Source organism: Nocardiopsis prasina DSM 43845, assembly GCF_000341265.1.
Classification (GTDB): Bacteria; Actinomycetota; Actinomycetes; order Streptosporangiales; family Streptosporangiaceae; genus Nocardiopsis; species Nocardiopsis prasina.
This window is the reverse complement of sequence record NZ_ANAE01000133.1, coordinates 42,095-60,181: the sequence shown is the minus strand read 5'-3', so window position 1 is coordinate 60,181 and position 18,087 is coordinate 42,095. Positions and strand designations below refer to the sequence as shown.

At 70.0% G+C, this 18,087-nt stretch carries 16 protein-coding genes; 5 read left to right on the top strand and 11 right to left on the bottom strand.

Annotation, left to right across the window (positions count from 1 at the left end; translation table 11 throughout):
- Positions 1-59: 59 nt before the first annotated feature.
- From D452_RS0114470 to metH, 5 genes are all read right to left on the bottom strand, one after another.
- Positions 60-1,808, bottom strand: a complete 1,749-nt coding sequence (locus D452_RS0114470) for an ABC transporter substrate-binding protein (protein ID WP_026129313.1) — start codon at positions 1,806-1,808, stop codon at positions 60-62.
- A gap of 98 nt (positions 1,809-1,906) precedes the next feature.
- Positions 1,907-2,938, bottom strand: a complete 1,032-nt coding sequence (locus D452_RS0114465) for an ABC transporter permease (RefSeq protein ID WP_017544869.1) — start codon at positions 2,936-2,938, stop codon at positions 1,907-1,909.
- Positions 2,939-3,560: 622 nt separating this feature from the next.
- On the bottom strand, positions 3,561-4,061 hold the full coding sequence (locus D452_RS0114460) for a cellulose synthase (protein ID WP_233515704.1): 501 nt from the start codon (positions 4,059-4,061) through the stop codon (positions 3,561-3,563).
- Between the two features lie 210 nt (positions 4,062-4,271).
- Positions 4,272-4,985, bottom strand: coding sequence for an HAD family hydrolase (locus D452_RS0114455; RefSeq protein WP_040693832.1), 714 nt, complete (start codon positions 4,983-4,985; stop codon positions 4,272-4,274).
- A 91-nt stretch (positions 4,986-5,076) separates the two neighbouring features.
- Positions 5,077-8,550: a methionine synthase gene (gene metH, locus D452_RS0114450; protein ID WP_083927527.1), complete on the bottom strand. Its 3,474-nt coding sequence runs from the start codon at positions 8,548-8,550 to the stop codon at positions 5,077-5,079.
- Between the two features lie 300 nt (positions 8,551-8,850).
- On the opposite strand from metH, the gene D452_RS0114445 reads away from it, so the two are divergent.
- Together D452_RS0114445 and D452_RS0114440 are read left to right on the top strand one after the other, a co-directional pair.
- Positions 8,851-9,690 (top strand): PAC2 family protein, encoded by an 840-nt coding sequence (locus D452_RS0114445; protein ID WP_017544865.1) that lies wholly within the window; start codon positions 8,851-8,853, stop codon positions 9,688-9,690.
- A 227-nt stretch (positions 9,691-9,917) separates the two neighbouring features.
- A complete protein-coding gene (locus tag D452_RS0114440; RefSeq protein WP_017544864.1) occupies positions 9,918-11,114 on the top strand; it encodes a glycosyltransferase family 4 protein in 1,197 nt (398 codons plus the stop codon).
- A gap of 43 nt (positions 11,115-11,157) precedes the next feature.
- On the opposite strand, the gene D452_RS0114435 is transcribed toward D452_RS0114440, so the two are convergent.
- Together D452_RS0114435 and D452_RS0114430 are read right to left on the bottom strand one after the other, a co-directional pair.
- A complete protein-coding gene (locus tag D452_RS0114435; protein ID WP_026129312.1) occupies positions 11,158-11,583 on the bottom strand; it encodes an ABATE domain-containing protein in 426 nt (141 codons plus the stop codon).
- 191 nt (positions 11,584-11,774) lie between these two features.
- Entirely contained in the window at positions 11,775-13,004 is a 1,230-nt protein-coding gene (locus tag D452_RS0114430) for a hypothetical protein (RefSeq protein ID WP_017544862.1), read from the bottom strand.
- A 105-nt stretch (positions 13,005-13,109) separates the two neighbouring features.
- On the opposite strand from D452_RS0114430, the gene D452_RS0114425 reads away from it, so the two are divergent.
- Positions 13,110-13,655, top strand: coding sequence for a nitroreductase family deazaflavin-dependent oxidoreductase (locus D452_RS0114425; protein WP_017544861.1), 546 nt, complete (start codon positions 13,110-13,112; stop codon positions 13,653-13,655).
- An 80-nt stretch (positions 13,656-13,735) separates the two neighbouring features.
- Here the strand turns inward: D452_RS0114425 and mshC are convergent, their stop codons facing one another.
- The 3 genes from mshC to D452_RS0114410 all read right to left on the bottom strand — a co-directional run bounded on the left by mshC (position 13,736) and on the right by D452_RS0114410 (position 15,742).
- The gene (gene mshC, locus D452_RS0114420; RefSeq protein ID WP_083927524.1) at positions 13,736-14,959 is read right to left on the bottom strand and encodes a cysteine--1-D-myo-inosityl 2-amino-2-deoxy-alpha-D-glucopyranoside ligase; all 1,224 of its coding nucleotides are present in this window, start codon (positions 14,957-14,959) and stop codon (positions 13,736-13,738) included.
- A gap of 94 nt (positions 14,960-15,053) precedes the next feature.
- Positions 15,054-15,242 (bottom strand): hypothetical protein, encoded by a 189-nt coding sequence (locus tag D452_RS0114415; RefSeq protein WP_017544859.1) that lies wholly within the window; start codon positions 15,240-15,242, stop codon positions 15,054-15,056.
- Between the two features lie 197 nt (positions 15,243-15,439).
- The gene (locus D452_RS0114410; protein WP_017544858.1) at positions 15,440-15,742 is read right to left on the bottom strand and encodes a hypothetical protein; all 303 of its coding nucleotides are present in this window, start codon (positions 15,740-15,742) and stop codon (positions 15,440-15,442) included.
- Positions 15,743-15,983: 241 nt separating this feature from the next.
- Here D452_RS0114410 and D452_RS0114405 point away from each other — a divergent pair, with 241 nt between their 5' ends.
- Positions 15,984-16,796 (top strand): glycoside hydrolase family 16 protein, encoded by an 813-nt coding sequence (locus D452_RS0114405; RefSeq protein WP_017544857.1) that lies wholly within the window; start codon positions 15,984-15,986, stop codon positions 16,794-16,796.
- A 41-nt stretch (positions 16,797-16,837) separates the two neighbouring features.
- A complete protein-coding gene (locus tag D452_RS31705; RefSeq protein WP_017544856.1) occupies positions 16,838-16,966 on the top strand; it encodes a hypothetical protein in 129 nt (42 codons plus the stop codon).
- Between the two features lie 92 nt (positions 16,967-17,058).
- On the opposite strand, the gene D452_RS0114395 is transcribed toward D452_RS31705, so the two are convergent.
- The gene (locus D452_RS0114395) at positions 17,059-17,844 is read right to left on the bottom strand and encodes an NRDE family protein (RefSeq protein ID WP_026129311.1); all 786 of its coding nucleotides are present in this window, start codon (positions 17,842-17,844) and stop codon (positions 17,059-17,061) included.
- Positions 17,845-18,087 lie beyond the last annotated feature (243 nt).

The window sequence follows — 18,087 nt, the reverse complement described above, 5'->3', positions numbered from 1 at the left end:
CGGGCTCCCCGCCGCTTTCACCTGCCTTCTCGTACTAGTTCAGGCTGGTATTTCGGGACCTAGCCCCGGTCGACGCCCAGCGCCATGAAGTCGTACATCATGTACGCGGGGTGGTAGTAGGCGTTGGTGAGCTCGTCCGAGCGGTAGATCAGCGTCTTGTCGAAGACCACCGGCAGGATGGCGGCGTTCTCCATGACGAGGGTGTCGATCTGCGTGTACAGCTCGGCGCGCTCGTCCGGGTCCTCGGTCTTGAGGGCGTCGTCCCAGAGACCGTTGATCTCGGGGTCGTCGAGCTCGGAGGTGTTGAAGTTTCCGGTCGCCATGATCGCGTCGCCGTGCGTGATCTTGGAGGCGAAGCCGTAGCCGGTCGGCCAGTCCGGGCCCCAGCCCGAGACGCTCAGGCCGATGTTGTTCTCACGGACGTAGTCCTGCGAACCGGCGTACTGGCCGAAGAAGTCCCCGGACGGGAACGACTTGATCTCGACGTCGATGCCGACGCGGGCCAGCGACTGCTGGAGGGCCTCGGCGGTCTGGACGTCCTTCTCGCGCTCGGTGCGGACCGCGATGTTGGTCTTGAAGCCGTCGGACTCGCCGCACTCGTCGAGCTTCTCCTGGGCCTTGTCCAGGTCACCCTTGTTGTCGGCGGACGGGTACAGGTCCGAGTCGGTGTTGGAGCCCGGGATGGCCGGGGGGAGCAGACTGGTAGCGAGGTCGCCGCCGGTCGCGCCGCCCCAGGCGCGCCACATGCTGTCGCGGTCGGCGGCGTACATGATCGCCTGGCGGCAGGCCACGTCCTCGATGATCGGGAGGTGGATGTTCACGTAGCGCAGGGCGCCGGAGAACGGGTTGTCCAGGTTGCCCTGGGCGCTCTCGTCGTCCAGGAGGCGGGCGTTCATCGCCGGGCCCACGCCGGTGCCGGCGAGGTCCACGTCGATCTCGCCGCTGAGCAGGCGCTCGTCGATCTCGTCCTGGGAGACGCCGATCTCGACCTCGATGCGGTCGGGCAGGGCCTGACGGACGGGGTCGGTGTCGGAGTCCCAGTGCTCGTTGCGCTCCAGGTTCAGCTTGACGCCGGGCTCGTACTGACCGTCGAACTTGTACGGGCCGGAGGAGAGGACGTTCTCCTGGTACAGGGCCTCGCGGTCGGCCTCGATCGGCACCGGGGCGGTCTGCGGCTGGGTCAGCACGTTCGGGAACTCGGAGAACGAGTCCTTGAGGTGGAAGACCAGGGTGTGGTCGTCCGGGGTCTCGATGGAGTCGAAGCCCGCGAGCGGGTCGTCACCGTTGTCGTAGACGTTGTGGTCGTCCTGGTCCAGGTGGGCCTTGAAGTACTGCGGGCCCTCGGTGAACACGCCGCCGTTGAAGTTGGCGCGGGCGATGCCGTACTTGATGTCCTGGGCCGTGATCGCAGTGCCGTCCTCGTACTTGAGGCCTTCCTGGATCTTGACGGTCCACTCGGTGAAGTCGTCGTTGGGCTCCGGCAGATCCACGGCCATGTCGGGGATCAGGTCGGTGGCGTTGTCGCCCGGCTCGGTGTTGAAGGCGAGGAGCGTACGAGCGTAGTAACGGGAGAAGTTCCAGTTGAACGCGTAGTACGTGTTGGCCGGGTCGGTGGAGTCGAAGTCCGCGGCGAGCGCGTACTTGAGCGTGCCGCCGGCCTTGTCCGAGGCGTTGACGACCTCGGTGGAGCCGAGGTCGAAGCTGTCGGCCGAGTCGGAGCCGCCGCCGGTGGCGGCGCCGCCGCAGGCGGACAGGAAGAGGGACGCCGCCGCGCCGAGCGCGACGAATCCGAGGGTGCGCTTCATCAAGGAAGTACCTCTCTGAACCTGGTATGGGGATGGTCGGAACATGGGTTGACCGGACTTGTGAGCGGATTGGGAGACGGGCCTCCCCGCTCGGGGTCGGGTCAGTCCGAGGTCCGGGGATCGAAGGCGTCGCGCAGGCCGTCACCGAAGAGGTTGAACGCCAGGACGGTGATGAAGATGGCCAGTCCGGGGAAGATGATGAAGTAGGGCGCCGTCTGGTAGAAGGGCACCGCTTCGGAGAGCATCTTGCCCCAGCTCGGAGTGGGCGGGTTGATGCCGACGCCGAGGAAGCTCAGAGCCGCCTCGAACAGGATGTTCGTGGGGATCAGGAGCGTGGAGTAGACGATGATCGGCGTGACCAGGTTCGGCAGGATCTCCTTGAAGAGGATGTGCCGGTTGCTGGCGCCGAGGCTCTTGGCCGCCTCGACGAACTCGCGCTCGCGCAGGGCGAGGGTCTGTCCGCGGACGATGCGGGCGATGTAGGGCCAGTTGAAGAAGCCGATGATGAAGACGATGACGCCGATTCTCAGCCCGTTGCCGGTCAGGCCGAAGACGCCGTCGGGGATGACGCCGACGAGGGCGATCGCGAACAGCATCAGTGGGAAGGCCAGGAAGATGTCCATGGCACGGCTGATGACGGTGTCGACCCAGCCACCCATGTAACCGGCGATGATGCCGAGCAGGGTGCCCAGGGCCACGCAGACGAGCGTGGCCAGGAAGGCGACCAGCAGGGAGATCTGGGCGCCGTAGAGGATACGGCTGAAGAGGTCGCGACCGGTGGTGGGCTCGACGCCCAGCAGGTGGTCGGAGCTGATCCCGCCCCAGCGGTCGATGCCCGCGTCCGGGTTCTCGGGGTCGAGGTAGGGGACGCGACGGCTCGGGTCGATCAGGTCCTGGTGGAACTGGGTGGGCGGGTGCCCGAACAGCTTGACCAGGAAGGGCGCGAAGATCGCGGCCAGGATGAGCAGGACCACGACCAGGCCGGAGACCATGGCGACCTTGTCACGGCGCAGTCGTTGCCAGGCGATCTGCCTCAGGGACCGATTGTCGGCGTCGCTGCGACCCGAGGCCGACGCGCCGGGTTCCGAGTCGACCGGTTCGGTCGTCTCAGGGGCATGCGAGGGCGCGCTCATCAGGCCACCACTCTCCACTCATACGCTTCTGGCCGAGGGGACTGATCCCACGCGTGAGCCGCTCAGGGGGTGACCCTTGGGGTCTCACGGTGGGGCCTGCCGGTTCTCGACTCTGGCTGGCGTGGGCGTTGGACCGACGGGGCGAGAGGATGGCCCGTCTCGTCGGTACTGGCACGTGACGCGCCGAACCGTTGAGAGGTTGGGCACAACACGGACCTTTCCGCCCGGGATGTTACACAACGACCAATTTACTCGCCCTTTGAGTGCACGTCGTCCAAAGTCCGCCTGTGTAGCCAAAACGTAACAAACGCTAACAAACAACCCATATGGCCACTAAAGACCGCAAACCACGCATTCATCGGACGACCAGGGCTGAGCAGGCACAAGACCAGAACCACGCCCCGCCAACGATACGACCAAAACAGCGCAAACCTCGCCGATACCGGGGTTCTATGGCAAGTGCTATGAAACCGTGAGTATCCACGGGATTCCCCAAAGTGAACCAGGCCACCGTGGAGTGAGTCCTGCGACACAGGAGCCCGCGTCACTCCTCCTCCGCACACAGAAACGAGGGCGGCCCCGCCTTCGCGGGACCGCCCTCGTCGTCGGAGAAGGGGGTGGGCTACTCGATGCCGCGCTTGCGCAGCAGCGCCTCGATGTCATCGAAGTCGTCGTCGGCCGCGGGTGCCTTGGCCTGCTTCGGGGCACCGACCTGGCCCGCCGGAGGCGGCGCGGCACCCGCCGCGGGGGCGTCACCGCCCTCGGTCCTGGCCCGCGCCCTGTCCTCGGGCCGCGCACCGGGCTTGACCCCGATGCCCTTGGACTTCATGAAGCCCGAGACCACGTACAGGACCACCATCAGCACGGCGAGCCCGAGGCCGACCCACGACTGGAGTTTGAAGGCCATGGTCAGCAGGATGCCGAGCACACCGAGGACGAACTGCAACACCACGTCCATCAGCAGGAGGAGGCCCGCGATCACGGGCAACAGCGACCAGGCGACGCCGCGCAGGCCGTAGGCCGCGCCCTTCCTCCGCCACACGAAGTAGGAGATGACGAAACCGACCGCCGTCAGGGCCGCCCCCAGCCCCATACCGACGTTCTCACTCAAAGTCTCAGGCATGCGACCAGTCTCCCATCCCGCGTCCCAACGCACATCCGGCCGATCCCCTAGGGCGTCCGCCGACGGAGTACGGAGGACGGCGGTCGGGGCCGTACCGCCCGGCACCTCTCCCCCACGCTACCCATCCCCGAGCGGGTCACCAAGGGATCGGGCGCCCGCGAGGCGGCGGGCGCCACGGGGAGGACGGGGGTCCGCGGGCCTGCCCCGGGCTCAGGCTTCGGAGACCAACGACTCCAGCCACGCCAGGTCGACCCCGACCAGGCTGTCCCTGAAGACCACGCCCTCACGAGGCGCGATCTCCACGTGGTTGGGGATCGCGACGGTGACGCACCCGGCGTCGGCGGCCGAGGTCACCCCCACGACCGAGTCCTCCACGGCCACACAGCGCCTCGGGTCCACGCCCAGGCGGCGGGCGGCCCTCAGGTACGGGTCGGGGTGGGGCTTGTTGGCGTCCACCTCGTCCCCCGCGACCGAGTCCACGAAGCTCTCCAGGCCGATACCGCCGATGGCCGTCTCGATCAGGGTGCGCTCGGTGGAGGTGACCAGGACCGCCGGGACACCGGCGTCGGCGAGCATCGTCACCAGTTCCTTGGCGCCGGGTCGCAGATCGGCCCCGCCCTCCAACTTGGTGCGGAAGCGGTCGTAGAGCATGTCCGCCACCTGGCGGGGCGTGAGGTGGTCCGCCCCGGTCAGCTCGATGATGTAGCGGCCCACCGGTTCGGCGGCGTTGCCCACGTTGGCCTCGTGGTCGACCTCGGTCCACTCGCCGCCCAGTTCGGCGACCAGCTCGGCCTCCGCCTCACCCCACAGGTGCTCGCTCTCGATGAGGGTGCCGTCCATGTCCAGCAGGACGGCCTGGAGACGGCGTTCCACCGGGGCGTCGGTCTCGGTCAGTTCGGAACTCACTGTGCTCAATTCGCTCATCTCGACTCGTGGCGTGGTGGCCGGTGGTGCTGACCCCCATGGGGAGGGCCCCGCCGGTGTCGGACACCGGCGGGGCCCACGCCTCGGCTGGTCAGACGTTGAAGTATGTCGCCTCTGGGTGGTGGATGACGATCGCGTCGGTGGCCTGTTCGGGAACGAGCTGGAACTCCTCGGACAACGACACCCCCACCCGCTCGGGTGCCAGCAGCCGCACGATCTTGGCCCGGTCCTCCAGGTCCGGGCAGGCGCCGTACCCCAGCGAGAAGCGGGCGCCCCGGTAGCCAAGCTTGAAGAACGCGTCCAGCTCGGCGGGGTCCTCCCCCGCGAAGCCCAGCTCGGCACGGACCCGGGTGTGCCAGTACTCGGCCAGGGCCTCGGTGAGCTGCACCGACAGCCCGTGCAGCTCCAGGTAGTCGCGGTAGGCGTTCTTCTCGAAGAGCTCCGCGGTGGCCCGGCTGATCGCGGCGCCCACCGTCACCACCTGGAAGGAGACCACGTCCAGCTCACCGGACTCCTTGGGCCGGAAGAAGTCGGACAGGCACAGGTGCCGGTCCCGGCGCTGGCGCGGGAACGTGAAGCGGGTGCGTTCGGTGGACCCGTCCTCGTCCAGCACGACCAGGTCGTCGCCCTCGCTGTAGCAGGGGAAGTGGCCGTGCACGACCGCCGCCTCCAGCAGGCCCTCGGTCTGGATGCGGTCCAGCCACATCCGCATGCGCGGACGGCCCTCGGTCTCCACCAGCTCCTCGTAGCTGGGGCCGTTGCCGCCACGGGACGCCTTGAGTCCCCACTGCCCCATGAACGTGGCGCGCTCGTCGAGGAAGGCGGCGTAGTCGGCCAGCGGGATGCCCTTGCTGATCCGGTCTCCCCAGAACGGCGGGGTGGGCACCCGGTTGGTGGTGGACACGTCGCTGCGGGCGGGCATCTCCTCGGGTTCGGTGACCTTGAGGGTGGCCCCGCGTCGGACCCGGCGCTGGCGCAGTTCGGGGAGCTTGGCGCCCTCCTCGCCGCGCTTGACCGCCATGAAGGTGTCCATCAGGCGCAGGCCCTCGAAGGCGTCCTTGGCGTAGCGCACCTCGCCGCCGAACATGTCGGCCAGGTCCTGCTCCACGTAGGAGCGGGTGAGCGCGGCGCCGCCCAGGAGCACCGGGAAGCGCTCGGAGATGCCCCGGGAGTTCATCTCCTCCAGGTTCTCCTTCATGATCACGGTGGACTTGACCAGGAGTCCGGACATGCCGATCACGTCGGCCCGCTTCTCCTCGGCAGCCTCCAGGATCGCCGACACCGGCTGCTTGATACCGAGGTTGACCACCTCGTAGCCGTTGTTGGAGAGGATGATGTCCACGAGGTTCTTGCCGATGTCGTGGACGTCGCCCTTGACGGTGGCGAGCACGATGCGGCCCTTGCCGTCGTCGTCGCTCTTCTCCATGTGCGGTTCGAGGTAGGCGACCGCGTTCTTCATGACCTCCGCGGACTTGAGGACGAAGGGCAGCTGCATCTGGCCGGAGCCGAACAGCTCGCCGACGGTCTTCATGCCCTCCAGGAGGGTGTCGTTGACGATGGCCAGGGCGGGGCGCTCGGCGAGCGCCTCGTCGAGGTCGGCCTCGATCCCGGTGAGCTCACCGTCGATGATCCGGCGCTCCAGGCGCTCCCACAGCGGGAGGGCGGCCAGTTCCTCGGCGCGGGAGGCCTTCATCGCCTTGGCGTCGACGCCCTGGAACATGTCGATGAACTCCGACAGGGGGTCGTAGTCGCCCTCGCGCCGGTCGAAGACGAGGTCGAGCGCCACCTTGCGCTGGTCCTCGGGGATCTGGTTGATCGGCACGATCTTGGAGGCGTGCACGATCGCGGAGTCCAGGCCCGCCTGGACGGCCTCGTGCAGGAACACCGAGTTGAGCACGATCCGTGCGGCCGGGTTGACGCCGAAGGACAGGTTGGACAGACCCAGGGTGGTCTGCACCTCCGGGTAGCGGGCCTTGAGCTCGCGGATGGCGTTCAGGGTCTCGATGCCGTCGCGCCGCGTCTCCTCCTGCCCGGTGGTGATGGGGAAGGTGAGGCAGTCGATGACGATGTCGCCGGTGTTCAGGCCCCAGTCGCCGGTGATCTCGTCGATCAGGCGGCTGGCCACCCGGACCTTCCATTCGGCGGTGCGGGCCTGGCCCTCCTCGTCGATGCACAGGCCGACCACGGCCGCGCCGTGCTCCTGGACCAGCCGCATGATGCGGGTGAAGCGGGAGTCGGGGCCGTCGCCGTCCTCGTAGTTGACCGAGTTGACCACCGCGCGCCCGCCCAGGGCCTCCAGCCCGGCCTCCAGGACGTCGGGCTCGGTGGAGTCGAGCATGAGCGGCAGGGTGGAGGCGGTGGCCAGGCGCGAGGCGAGCTCGCGCATGTCGCGCACGCCGTCACGGCCCACGTAGTCGATGTTGAGGTCCAGCACGTGGGCGCCGTCGCGGATCTGGTCGCGGGCGATCTCCACGCAGGCGTCCCAGTCCTCGGCCAGCATGGCCTCGCGGAACTTCTTGGAGCCGTTGGCGTTGGTCCGCTCGCCGACCGCCAGGTAACTGGAGTCCTGGCGGAAGGGAACGCTCTGGTACAGGGAGGACGCGGCCGCCTCGACCAGCGGCCTGCGGGTCTTCCGACCCCGGCCCTGGACCCGTTCGACGACCTGGCGCAGGTGCTCGGGGGTGGTCCCGCAGCAGCCGCCGACCAGGCTGAGCCCGAACTCCGCGGTGAAGGTGTCGTGGGCGTCAGCCAGTTCCGCCGGGGTGAGGTTGTAGACCGCCCCGTTGGGACCCAGCTCGGGCAGGCCCGCGTTGGGCATCACGGAGATGGGGATGGGCGAGTGGTGCGACAGGTAGCGCAGGTGCTCGCTCATCTCGGCGGGCCCCGTGGAGCAGTTCAGGCCGATGACGTCGATGTCCAGCGGGGCCAGGGCGGTGAGGGCGGCGCCGATCTCCGATCCCATGAGCATGGTGCCGTTGGTCTCGATGCTGACCTGGGCGATGATCGGCACGTCCCGGCCCAGGGACGCGCGGGCCCGCCTGGCGCCGACCACGGCGGCCTTGACCTGGAGCAGGTCCTGGCAGGTCTCGATGAGGATGGCGTCGGAGCCGCCGTCGATGAGTCCGTGCGCGGCCCGCTCGTAGTAGTCGCGCAGGAACGAGTAGGGGGCGTGGCCCAGGGTGGGCAGCCGGGTTCCGGGACCGACCGAGCCCAGGACGTAACGGGGCTGGTCGGGCGTGGAGTGGGCGTCGGCGGTCTCGCGGGCGATGCGCGCCCCGGCCTCGGCGATCTCGTAGGTGCGGTCCTCGATGCCGTACTCGTAGAGGCCGCCGTAGTTGGCGGAGAAGGTGTTGGTCTCCACACAGTCGGAACCGGCCTCGAAGAAGGCGGCGTGGGTGTCCCGGACGATGTCGGGCCGGGTCAGGTTGAGGATGTCGTTGAGGCCCTCGTGGCCCTCGAACTGGTCGAGGTCGAGATCGTGCGCCTGCAACATGGTGCCCATCGCCCCGTCCGCGACGATTACTCGCTGGGACAGTGCTTCACGGAACGTCCGTCGATCTCTCATGTTCAGCAACTCTAGTCTCGGGGCCCCGCGGGAGCCCAGCTCGATCCCGGTGATGCTTGGCACGGGGACCTGCGGCTCTGGGCGGACCCGCGGCGCGAGGCGGGGCGGGGTCGGCGTCTGGGGACGGCGGTGTCCCGGTCAGTCGCTGGTCGCGAGGCTACCTCATCGGCGTTTCGCCACGTGAGACAGGCGTCCCAAAGTTGCGCGTGGGGCCAGCGTTCACCGTCCCCGGACAACGGTTTCTCGCTCACCTCGGCACCCCATAGGGTGGTGTGGTCCGCGTCCAGGAAGGGGCCGTCCATGATCCAGCTCGACCGCGAGCTCGTCGAGCCTGTCATGGTGGCGGCGTTCGAGGGATGGAACGACGCCGGGGAGGCCGCGAGCCTCGCCGTGTCGCACCTGTCCGAACAGTGGGACGCCCCGGAGCTGTGCGCCCTGGCCCCGGACGACTACTACGACTTCCAGGTCACCCGGCCGAGGATGACGGTGACCGAGGGCACGCTGACCGAGATGGAGTGGCCCACCACCCGTGTGCGGGTGGTGCGCCCCCCGGGTGCGCGCCGCGACGTCGTTCTGGTCAGCGGGCCCGAACCGAACATGCGCTGGCGCTCCTACACGGCTGACCTGCTGGCCATCGCGCGTGAGCTGGGGGTCCGGCGCGCCGTGATCCTGGGCTCGCTGCTCGCCGACGCACCGCACACCCGCCCCATCCCGGTGACGGGGATGTGCTCGCCGCCGGAGCTGGGCACCCGCTACGGCCTGGAGGCCGCCACCTACTCCGGGCCGACCGGAATCGTCGGCGCCGTGCACGAGACGTTCAGTGCCGTCGGCGTGGAGACGGTGTCGCTGTGGGCGGCCATCCCGCACTACGTGGCGCAGCCTCCCTGCCCGAAGGCGACACTGGCCCTCCTGGGCTGGGTCCAGGACTTCGCGGAGACCGAGGTCCCCCTGGGCGACCTGCCCGAGGAGTCCGTGTCCTGGGAGGCGAGCGTCAACGACCTCACCGCCGAGGACGAGGACATCGCCTCCTACGTTCGCGGGCTGGAGGAGGCCAAGGACACGGTGGATCTCCCCGAGGCCACCGGTGACGCCATCGCCCAGGAGTTCGAGCGCTACCTGCGCCGTCGCGACGACAGCTGACTCCGGGGACCCCGAACCGTCTGGAAGTCCAGCTTTTCTGTTACCGCGCCTTTATGCCGATATAGCTATCTTGCGAATGATGGCTCGCGGATCGGGGGAACTGGGCCAGTGGCCCGGAGTGCGTGTTACGGGGGTACGCGCTCTCCGGGACCGGGTGGGGTCGCCGTCCTCCGAGGCCTGGGACAAGTGCCCGTCCCGACCGCGCGGGGTGGGGTCTGGGGCTACTTGTGAGGATCGCCTTCGTCATCGCCAACGGCTACGCCATGGGTGGAACGGTCCGGACCGTGCACAACCTGGCACGGGGGTTGTCGGCACACCATGAGGTCGAGATCGTGAGCCTGGTCCGCAAACGCCGGAGACCGTTCTTCACGCCCGACGAGAACGTGCGCCTGGTTCCACTGAGCGACGACACGGACGAGTCGCGGATCAGACTTCCCAGAAAACGGGTCATGGACCACTGGCACCAGCAGGCCGAGCGGATCGTGCCCGAACCCGAGCGGCGCCGGAACAAGAACTACACCCCGGAGGCGGTCACCGGGCTGCGGCGCTACCTGCGCACCACCAAGGCGGACGTGGTGATCGGGACCCGCCCCGGGATCAACCTGCTCCTGGCGGAGTGGGCTCCGGCGCGTGTCCTGACCATCGGACAGGAGCACCTCAACCTGGGCGAGCACAACGCCAAGGTGCGCACGGCCATCACCAAGGTGTACCCGAAGCTCGGCGGGCTGAGCGTGCTCACCGAGACCGACCGCGCCGCCTACGCGGAGCTGCTCGGCTCGCCCGAGGAATGGCTGACCGCGCTGCCCAACGCACTGGAGCCGGGCGAGCCGCCCCGGGCCACCCTGGACGAGCCGATCATCGCGGCCGCCGGACGGTTCTCCCCGGTCAAGCAGTACCCGCTGCTGGTCGAGGCGTTCGCCCACGTGGCGGCGGAGCATCCTGAGTGGCGGCTGCACATCCACGGCGGCGGCGACCGGGACGAGGAGCTGCGTGAGACGGTGCGGCGGCTCGGCCTGGAGAACAACGTCGGCATCATGGGCCGGACCACCGACATGCTCGGCGAGCTGTCCAAGGCCTCGATGCTGGCGGTGAGCTCGCGGGTGGAGGGGTTCGGGATGACCATCATCGAGGCGTTCTCCGTGGGGGTCCCCGCGGTGAGCTTCGACTGCCCCCACGGCCCCAGGGAGATCATCGACCACGGCCGTAACGGCCTCCTGGTGCCGCCCCAGGACACCGAGGCACTGGGGGCGGCGCTCAACCGCCTGGTGGCGGACCGGGAGGAACGCCACCGCATGGGCGCCCAGGCGCTGGCTTCGGCCTCCGACTACGGGTTGGAGGACGTGACCGCGCAGTGGGAGGCCTTCCTGGAGCAGCGTCGGGAGCGGCGTCCTCGGAGGGGGCCGCTGGCCGCGCTGTTCAGCTGAGCCGGGGACCGCCCCGGCCGGGCGTGGCCGGGGCGGTCGGGGTTCACAGGCGCAGGCGGCGCCACTCCCCCGTGGCGAGGACGGCGGCCCACGCCCCGGCGATCCGGGCCAGTCCGCGACGGACCTCGTCGACGACGGCGGGCGCCAGCGGGGACTCGGCCTGTTCTGCGGGCTCCAACCGCACGGTGACGCGCAGCCCGTCCAGGACCTTCTGGGCGCGTCCCAGGGTCTCGGGGTCGGGGGCGGTCCCCCGGTCGAGCAGGGCACGGATCCCGTCGCGCAGCGTGATGGCCTCGTCCAGGTCGGCGAGGGTGATGGGGATGGCGCCCTCGGTGACGAGTCGGTGCTCCCTCAGGAAGCGGGCCAGGTCGGCGCGATCGGTGAGGCTGCCGCCGGTCGAGACGAAGTCGGCGATGAGTTCCGCCGCCGCGCTGGGCCGGGTGGGGGTACTGGTCGTGGTCGTGGTCATGGCCGCCATCCCATCACGGCCCGCCCGACGGTGGTGTCGATTCGGCGATGTCGTGGCCACAGGTGGTCACCACGATCTCCACCGAAACGGATGTTGTCGGACAAGCGCACCATGCACCTCTCCGCCCCCTCTCCCACCCCCAGCAGACGGACGTCCCGACGGGTGCGACGCGGGCCCTCCCGGACGGGCGGTCAGGGGTTCGCGGCGAGCGCGGCCAACGCCTCGCGGTCCGAGGGAAGGCCGAGTCCGTGGAGGACGGGGGAGAGGCTGGCGACGCCGGTACTCCAGAGGCGGTCGTTGTCGGCCACCGCCCGGAGGTAGGCGCGTTGGAGGTCGGTGGGGCTCACGACGCCGGGCACGGTCGTCTCCTCCGTGACACCCATGGCCAGGCGGAGCAGACCGGCCAGGTCGGACTCGGAGGTGAACACGCTGGCCACACCCGCCAGGGCCCGAAAGACCGGGAGGAGGTCGGCCGCGTCCCCGGGGCCGGAGCGGGCCACCAGGGCGTCGACCAGGGAGGACCGTACGTGGCCGGGGAAGAAGCCGGGGCGGTCCTGGAACCAGGAGTCGGCGGCGCTCGGATCGGCCAGCGCCGTCCGGAGCTCTCCGAGGGCGACGGGATCATCCTCCAGGTGCTCCGAGAGCGCGGCGCAGGCTCGAATGGCCTGGTCGGGGTGGGTGAGGAAGGCGGAGGTGTCCCGGCCGCCCTCCACCAGGGCGAGGACGATCGCCGCCCCCTGGTCCCGGTTCTCGGCGAGGTCGGCGGCGCCGGACAGGTCCACCTCCGGCCCCTCCCCCAGACGGCTCAGCGCGCCGCTGGCCGTCACCGCCTGTTGACGCACCCGGCCGTCCGCGTGCGTGAGCAGCGGCCGCACCGCTCCGAGCAGCGCGGGCGCGGCCAGGTGCAGGTCCCGGAGGGCGGCGTGGAACACGGTGTCCAGGAGCGGGTCCTCCCACAGACCCTCGTCCCCCTCCGTGTCGCCTCGGGCCATCCGGGTCAGGAGCGCGTCGAGTTCGTCCCGCTGCTCCCCCGGGTCCGCGAGTTCGATCATGTGGGCGAGCGACCGCCCGGCGGACACCTCCGTGACCGCGCGGGCCACGTCGGCGAGGAACCCGAGCAAGTGCGGACGGAGCGGGTCGGAGGGAGCACCGGCGGCCCCACCCAGCGGATCCGACACCGGGAGGTCTCCCACGGGGTCCGCCAGGAGGCCGGCGACGAACAGGGCCGCGGGCGGGGTCGCCGGGTAGACGGTCCCCTGGTGCAGGATCACACCGTTCAGATAGGCCAGCGCCTCCGCCCGCTCTTCCCCCTTTGCGGAGAGCAGACCAGCGAGGACCTCCGGTGCGTCGGTGGCCTGACCGTGGGCGTGGAAGGTCCTCGACCAGTCGGTCGAGCGGAGGGTGTCAGCTCTGGTGTCCATGGCCGCATCCTGGCAGCGGGCACCGACCGTTGGCGTGGCGTCCCAGCCCCGGTGCCGGGCGGATCACTACACTCGGGCGCTGGAACCCCAGGTCAGGAGGCCGCCATGACGTTCACCCAACCCCCGCGCGACCCACTCGGGCGCGCGCTGTACCGCGCCCCGATCTGGATCTACCGGCTGGGCCTGGGCGCGCTCCTGGGCGAGCGCTTCGTCCTGCTCACGCACCGGGGGCGCACCACCGGCCGGGCACGCCAGGCGGTCCTCGAGGTGGTGGGCCGCAACGACGCCACCGGGGCGATGCTGGTGGCCTCAGGCTACGGGGACCGGTCCCAGTGGTTCCGCAACATCCGGGCGGAACCGCGGGTCCTGTTCCAGGTCGGCAACCAGCGCCGCAGGGGTGTCGCCGAACCGCTCCCCCCGGGGGAGTCGGGGCGGGTGCTCGCCCACTACGCGCAACAGCACCCGGTCGCGGCCGCCGAACTGATGCGCGGTCTCGGTCACGACGTGGAGGGTTCCGAGGCCTACGAGCGGATCGGGTCCGACCCCGTCAACGGCGTCCCGGTGGTGCGGCTGCTCCCGGACGCGGAGACGGTCCGGTTCCCCGACTTCACCGCCCCCACGGGGCCGGGGGTGCCGCGGCCCAGGGGCTGAGAAAGAGGCTCCGTGCCCGTCCCTGACGAACCGGACGGGAACGGGCACGGAGGTGTGAGGATACCGTGGGCGGCGGTCGCCTAGAGCACGACGCCGAGCAGGGTGTCCACGGTGGTGCGCACCAGACCGGGGGCGGAGGTGTCGGTGCCGCCCTGGGTCAGCGCGGTGGTCGCCCAGGCGTCCACGGCCGCGAGCGCCGACGGGGAGTCCAGGTCCTCGGCGAGCGCGGCACGCACAGCGGCCAGCACGGGGGCCGCGTCCGGACCCGCGCCGAGGGCCACCGCCGCACGCCAGCGCCCGGCGCGCTCGGTCGCGGCGGGCAGCTCGGCGTCGGTCCACTCCCACGGGGCGCGGTAGTGGTGGTCGAGCATGGCCAGCCGGATGACGGCCGGGTCCACACCCTCCTGGCGCAGCTTGGACACGAAGACCAGGTTGCCCAGCGACTTCGACATCTTCTCGCCGTTCAGACCGACCATGCCCACGTGCAGGTGGTTGTGGGCGTTGGGCTGACCGGTGGCACAACGGGTCTCGGCCGCGCCCATCTCGTGGTGCGGGAAGATGAGGTCGCTGCCGCCGCCGTTGATGTCGAACGAGGGGCCGAGCCGGTCCAGGGCGATGGCGCTGCACTCGATGTGCCAGCCGGGACGGCCGCGCCCGAGAGGGCTGTCCCACGCGGGTTCGCCGGGGCGCTCGGCGCGCCACAGCAGCCAGTCGAGGGGGTCCTTCTTGTCCGCGCGCGTCGGGTCACCGCCACGCTGGCCGAAGAGGTCGAGCATCTCCTCGCGGCTGAGGTTGCTGATCTCGCCGAACTTCGACGCCGCCTCGACGGAGAAGTAGAGGTCGCCGTCCACCTCGTACGCGGCGCCGGTCTCGCGGATGCGGACGGCGAGCTCGCTGATGAGGTCGACGGACTCCACGACGCCCACGTACGACGTGGGCGGGAGGATCGACAGGGCCGCCATGTCCTCACGGAAGACGTCGATTTCCCGGTGGGCGAGGTCGCGCCAGTCGACGCCGGTCGCCTCGGCCCGCTCCAGCAGGGGGTCGTCGATGTCGGTGGTGTTCTGGACGTAGTTGACGTCGTGCCCGGCGTCCCGCCACACGCGGTTGACCAGGTCGAAGGTCAGGTAGGTGAAGGCGTGCCCCAGGTGGGCGGCGTCGTAGGGGGTGATGCCGCAGGCGTACATACCCGCGGTGGAGCCCGGCGTGGTCGTCCTTATCCGTCCGGTGGCGGTGTCGTGGATACGGAGAGGGCCGCCGGAACCCGGCAGGGGGACGATGTCAGGCGCAGACCATGAACGCATACCGGGAAGCCTATCCGCACGTGCACGCGACAAACGCACAGATAGCGGGTGGGGTGGGAGGTGATGATTTCCCCAGGTGGGGCGGGAATACCGGTCACCGCTCCTGTGGCGCGGCGAAGATCCTGACCCGTCCGATGAGCAGGACGCTGAGGAGGGCGGTCCCTCCGCACAGGGTCGCGAGGAGTTCGTTGCCCAGACGCCAGTGCAGGAGGGCGCCACTGAAGGAGACGATGTAGAGCAGCCAGTACGCTCCGGATTCGATGAGGTTGCCGCTTCGGCCCATGGTGGTGCCCCCTGCCGTGTACGCGTGCGTTCCACGCGTGTCCGACGGCGAATGCGCCGTCTCTCAGAGAGACGCCGCGATCACGCAGGGGGTTTACGCATTCCTTAGGTCATGGCTCACGCCGCGGTGTGCCCTCGACCTCGCTCCTCCACCCTAGACAGACGACGGCTGACCGAGGGCGCACGACGCACCGGCCATCACGGGTGGGCGGCCAGCTGGAGGTCGAGAAGGTCCAGGTCAGCGACGCCCGGGAAGGCGGGGTCGTCCATGACCGCGCGCAGGCGGCGGCGGACCGGTCCGGCCTCGGCCCGGCGGGTCACCGGCTCGGCGGCCAGACGCCCGCGGCCGGAGAGGACGCCGGTCGGCGTACGCAGCGACCAGCCGGCGTGGTCGGCGGAGGTCAGCAGCCCGACGGTGCCGTCCTCCTTCACCCGGACCCACTGCCCCACCAGGTCAGCGGGGTCGAACAGGGGCGAGGGGATGGCGTGGGCGCTCAGCATGTGGGTTCCTCGGTGGATCGTCGAACGTCTTTCCTGGAGGAGACGATCCACCACGGCGCCTATGACGCGCTTTCGAAAAACTTCTGGGAAAACCCCGAGAACCCGGTCTTGTGCTTCCGAACCACTAAACGTACAGTAACTTTTCAACACCAATGGTCACAAGGTGACCACACTGGGTCGCGACACGCGTGTCGGACCCGGTACTCCACCGCCCCTGTGGGGCTTCCCCCCGGAGTAGCCCATGCACCGCGCCCTGTTCATGGCGGTCATCACCGCCGCGGCCCTGCTCTCCCCCACCACCGCCTCAGCGTCCACCACGGAGTCCGACATGCGGGCCACGCTCGTGTGGTCCGACGAGTTCAACGGCGCCGCCGGAAGCGCCCCCAACCCCGCGAACTGGAACCACGAGACAGGTGACCACGGCTGGGGCAACAACGAGCTCCAGAACTACACCGACAGCCGTGCCAACTCCGCCCTCGACGGTAACGGCCACCTCGTGATCACGGCCCGCCAGGAGGCCCACGGCGGTTACGCGTCCGCCCGCCTGACCACCCAGAACAAGGTCCAGCCCCAGTACGGCCGGGTCGAGGCGCGCATCCAGATCCCGCGCGGCCAGGGCATCTGGCCCGCCTTCTGGATGCTGGGCTCGAACTTCCCGAACACACCGTGGCCGGACTCGGGCGAGATCGACATCATGGAGAACATCGGCCGCGAACCGCACCTGGTGCACGGCAGCCTGCACGGGCCCGGCTACTTCGGCGGCAACCCGCTGACCGGCTCCTACATGCACCCGCAGGGGTGGTCGTTCGCCGACACCTTCCACACGTTCGCCGTGGACTGGCGGCCGGGCTCGATCACGTGGTCGGTGAACGGCGTCGCCTACCAGACCTACACAGCGGCGGACACCGGGGGGAACCCGTGGGTGTTCGACCAGCCGTTCTTCATGATCCTCAACGTGGCCGTGGGCGGCGACTGGCCCGGTTACCCGGACGGAACGACCCAGCTCCCCCAGGAGATGCGCGTGGACTACGTCCGCGTGTACTCCCTGGACTAGGTTCTTCGGAGACCCGGCCGAGGGCACGCCAGGAGGGGACCGTGAACCAGACCGATCCCGGCCCCCTCACCTCCGGCGACGCCGAGCGCTTCCGCGGCGACGCCCTCGTCGCACTGACCGCCTTCACCTCGGTGACGCTCCTCGCGCTGCTGGCGTTCCTGATGGCCTGACACCCGGCTCCACGCGTGCGGCCCCGCCCCCCTGGGCGGGGTCGTACGACTTTCGTGTCGGCCCGGGACACCCGCACCACGGGGTCCCCCGCTCACTCCGGGACGTCGATCATCTTCCACGGTTCGGGGGCGGCGGGGGTGTCGGTGAAGGCGTAGCGCACCGTGTCGCGGTCCAGGGCGACCAGGGTGACGGAGCCGGTGGCCCACACCTGGCCGTCACCCAGGTCCGCGTGGGCGATCAGGCCCGTGGGGTCCCCTCCGGGAGTGGTGCCCGCCGACCGGGGCCGCTCGTGGGCCGCCTTGGCGATGAGCGCGGGCCACTCGCCCCAGATCTCCTCCGGGGTGGTCGCCTCGGGCAGGTCCGGGTCGGGACGGGTGCGGGCGAACTCCGGGGTGTGCCGGGCGGCGCGGGGATCTGCGGGGTCCAGGCCCGTGTTGACCAGAGTGGTCACGCCTCGGGGAAGGGAGCGGATGTCCATACACCGCCCGTCCCAGCTGTACAGGGTCGCGCTGTGCGCGTCGGCGTCGAGCAGGTGGAAGGGCGCGTAGCGGGTGGGGTCCTCGCCAGCGAGGGGATCGCGCTGGGTGGACAGGGCCCTGAGCGGCAGGTCACCCCTGCTCGCGGGGTAGGTGCCCTCCCACGGCATCGTCCCGTCCCACGGCCAGCCGTTGAGCAGGGCGGCCATCCGTCGCTTGTGGGGATCCACGGCCAGCCAGGTTCCTCCGGCGAGCTGGTCCCGACCGCCGACGAGGTGGGGGCGCTGGGGCCAGTGCGGCGCGGGCCAGGACCACGGGCGTGAGCGCATCTCGTCCCTCAGTGCGGCGACGACCAGCGGTGTCCTGGCGTCCGGATCGAAACCGACGATCACCGTGCACATCTCGTTGTCTCCCACGCGTTCGGGTCCCTTGCCAAGGACTCTACGACGCGAAGCCCCGTGCGCGCCCCCTGGGGACACGATCCCTGGTCAGGGTGGTGCTGGCCCCAGGGCGAGGAGTCGGCCGGGCACTACGGCGCGGCCGGGGTGTGCTCTTCTACTCTGGGGGCTCCCTAGTCTTGTGTGCGTTGACGCCGGGGCCGTTTGAGCGGGGGTTTCGCCGTTCCGGTCCCCCTTCGCCCTCCT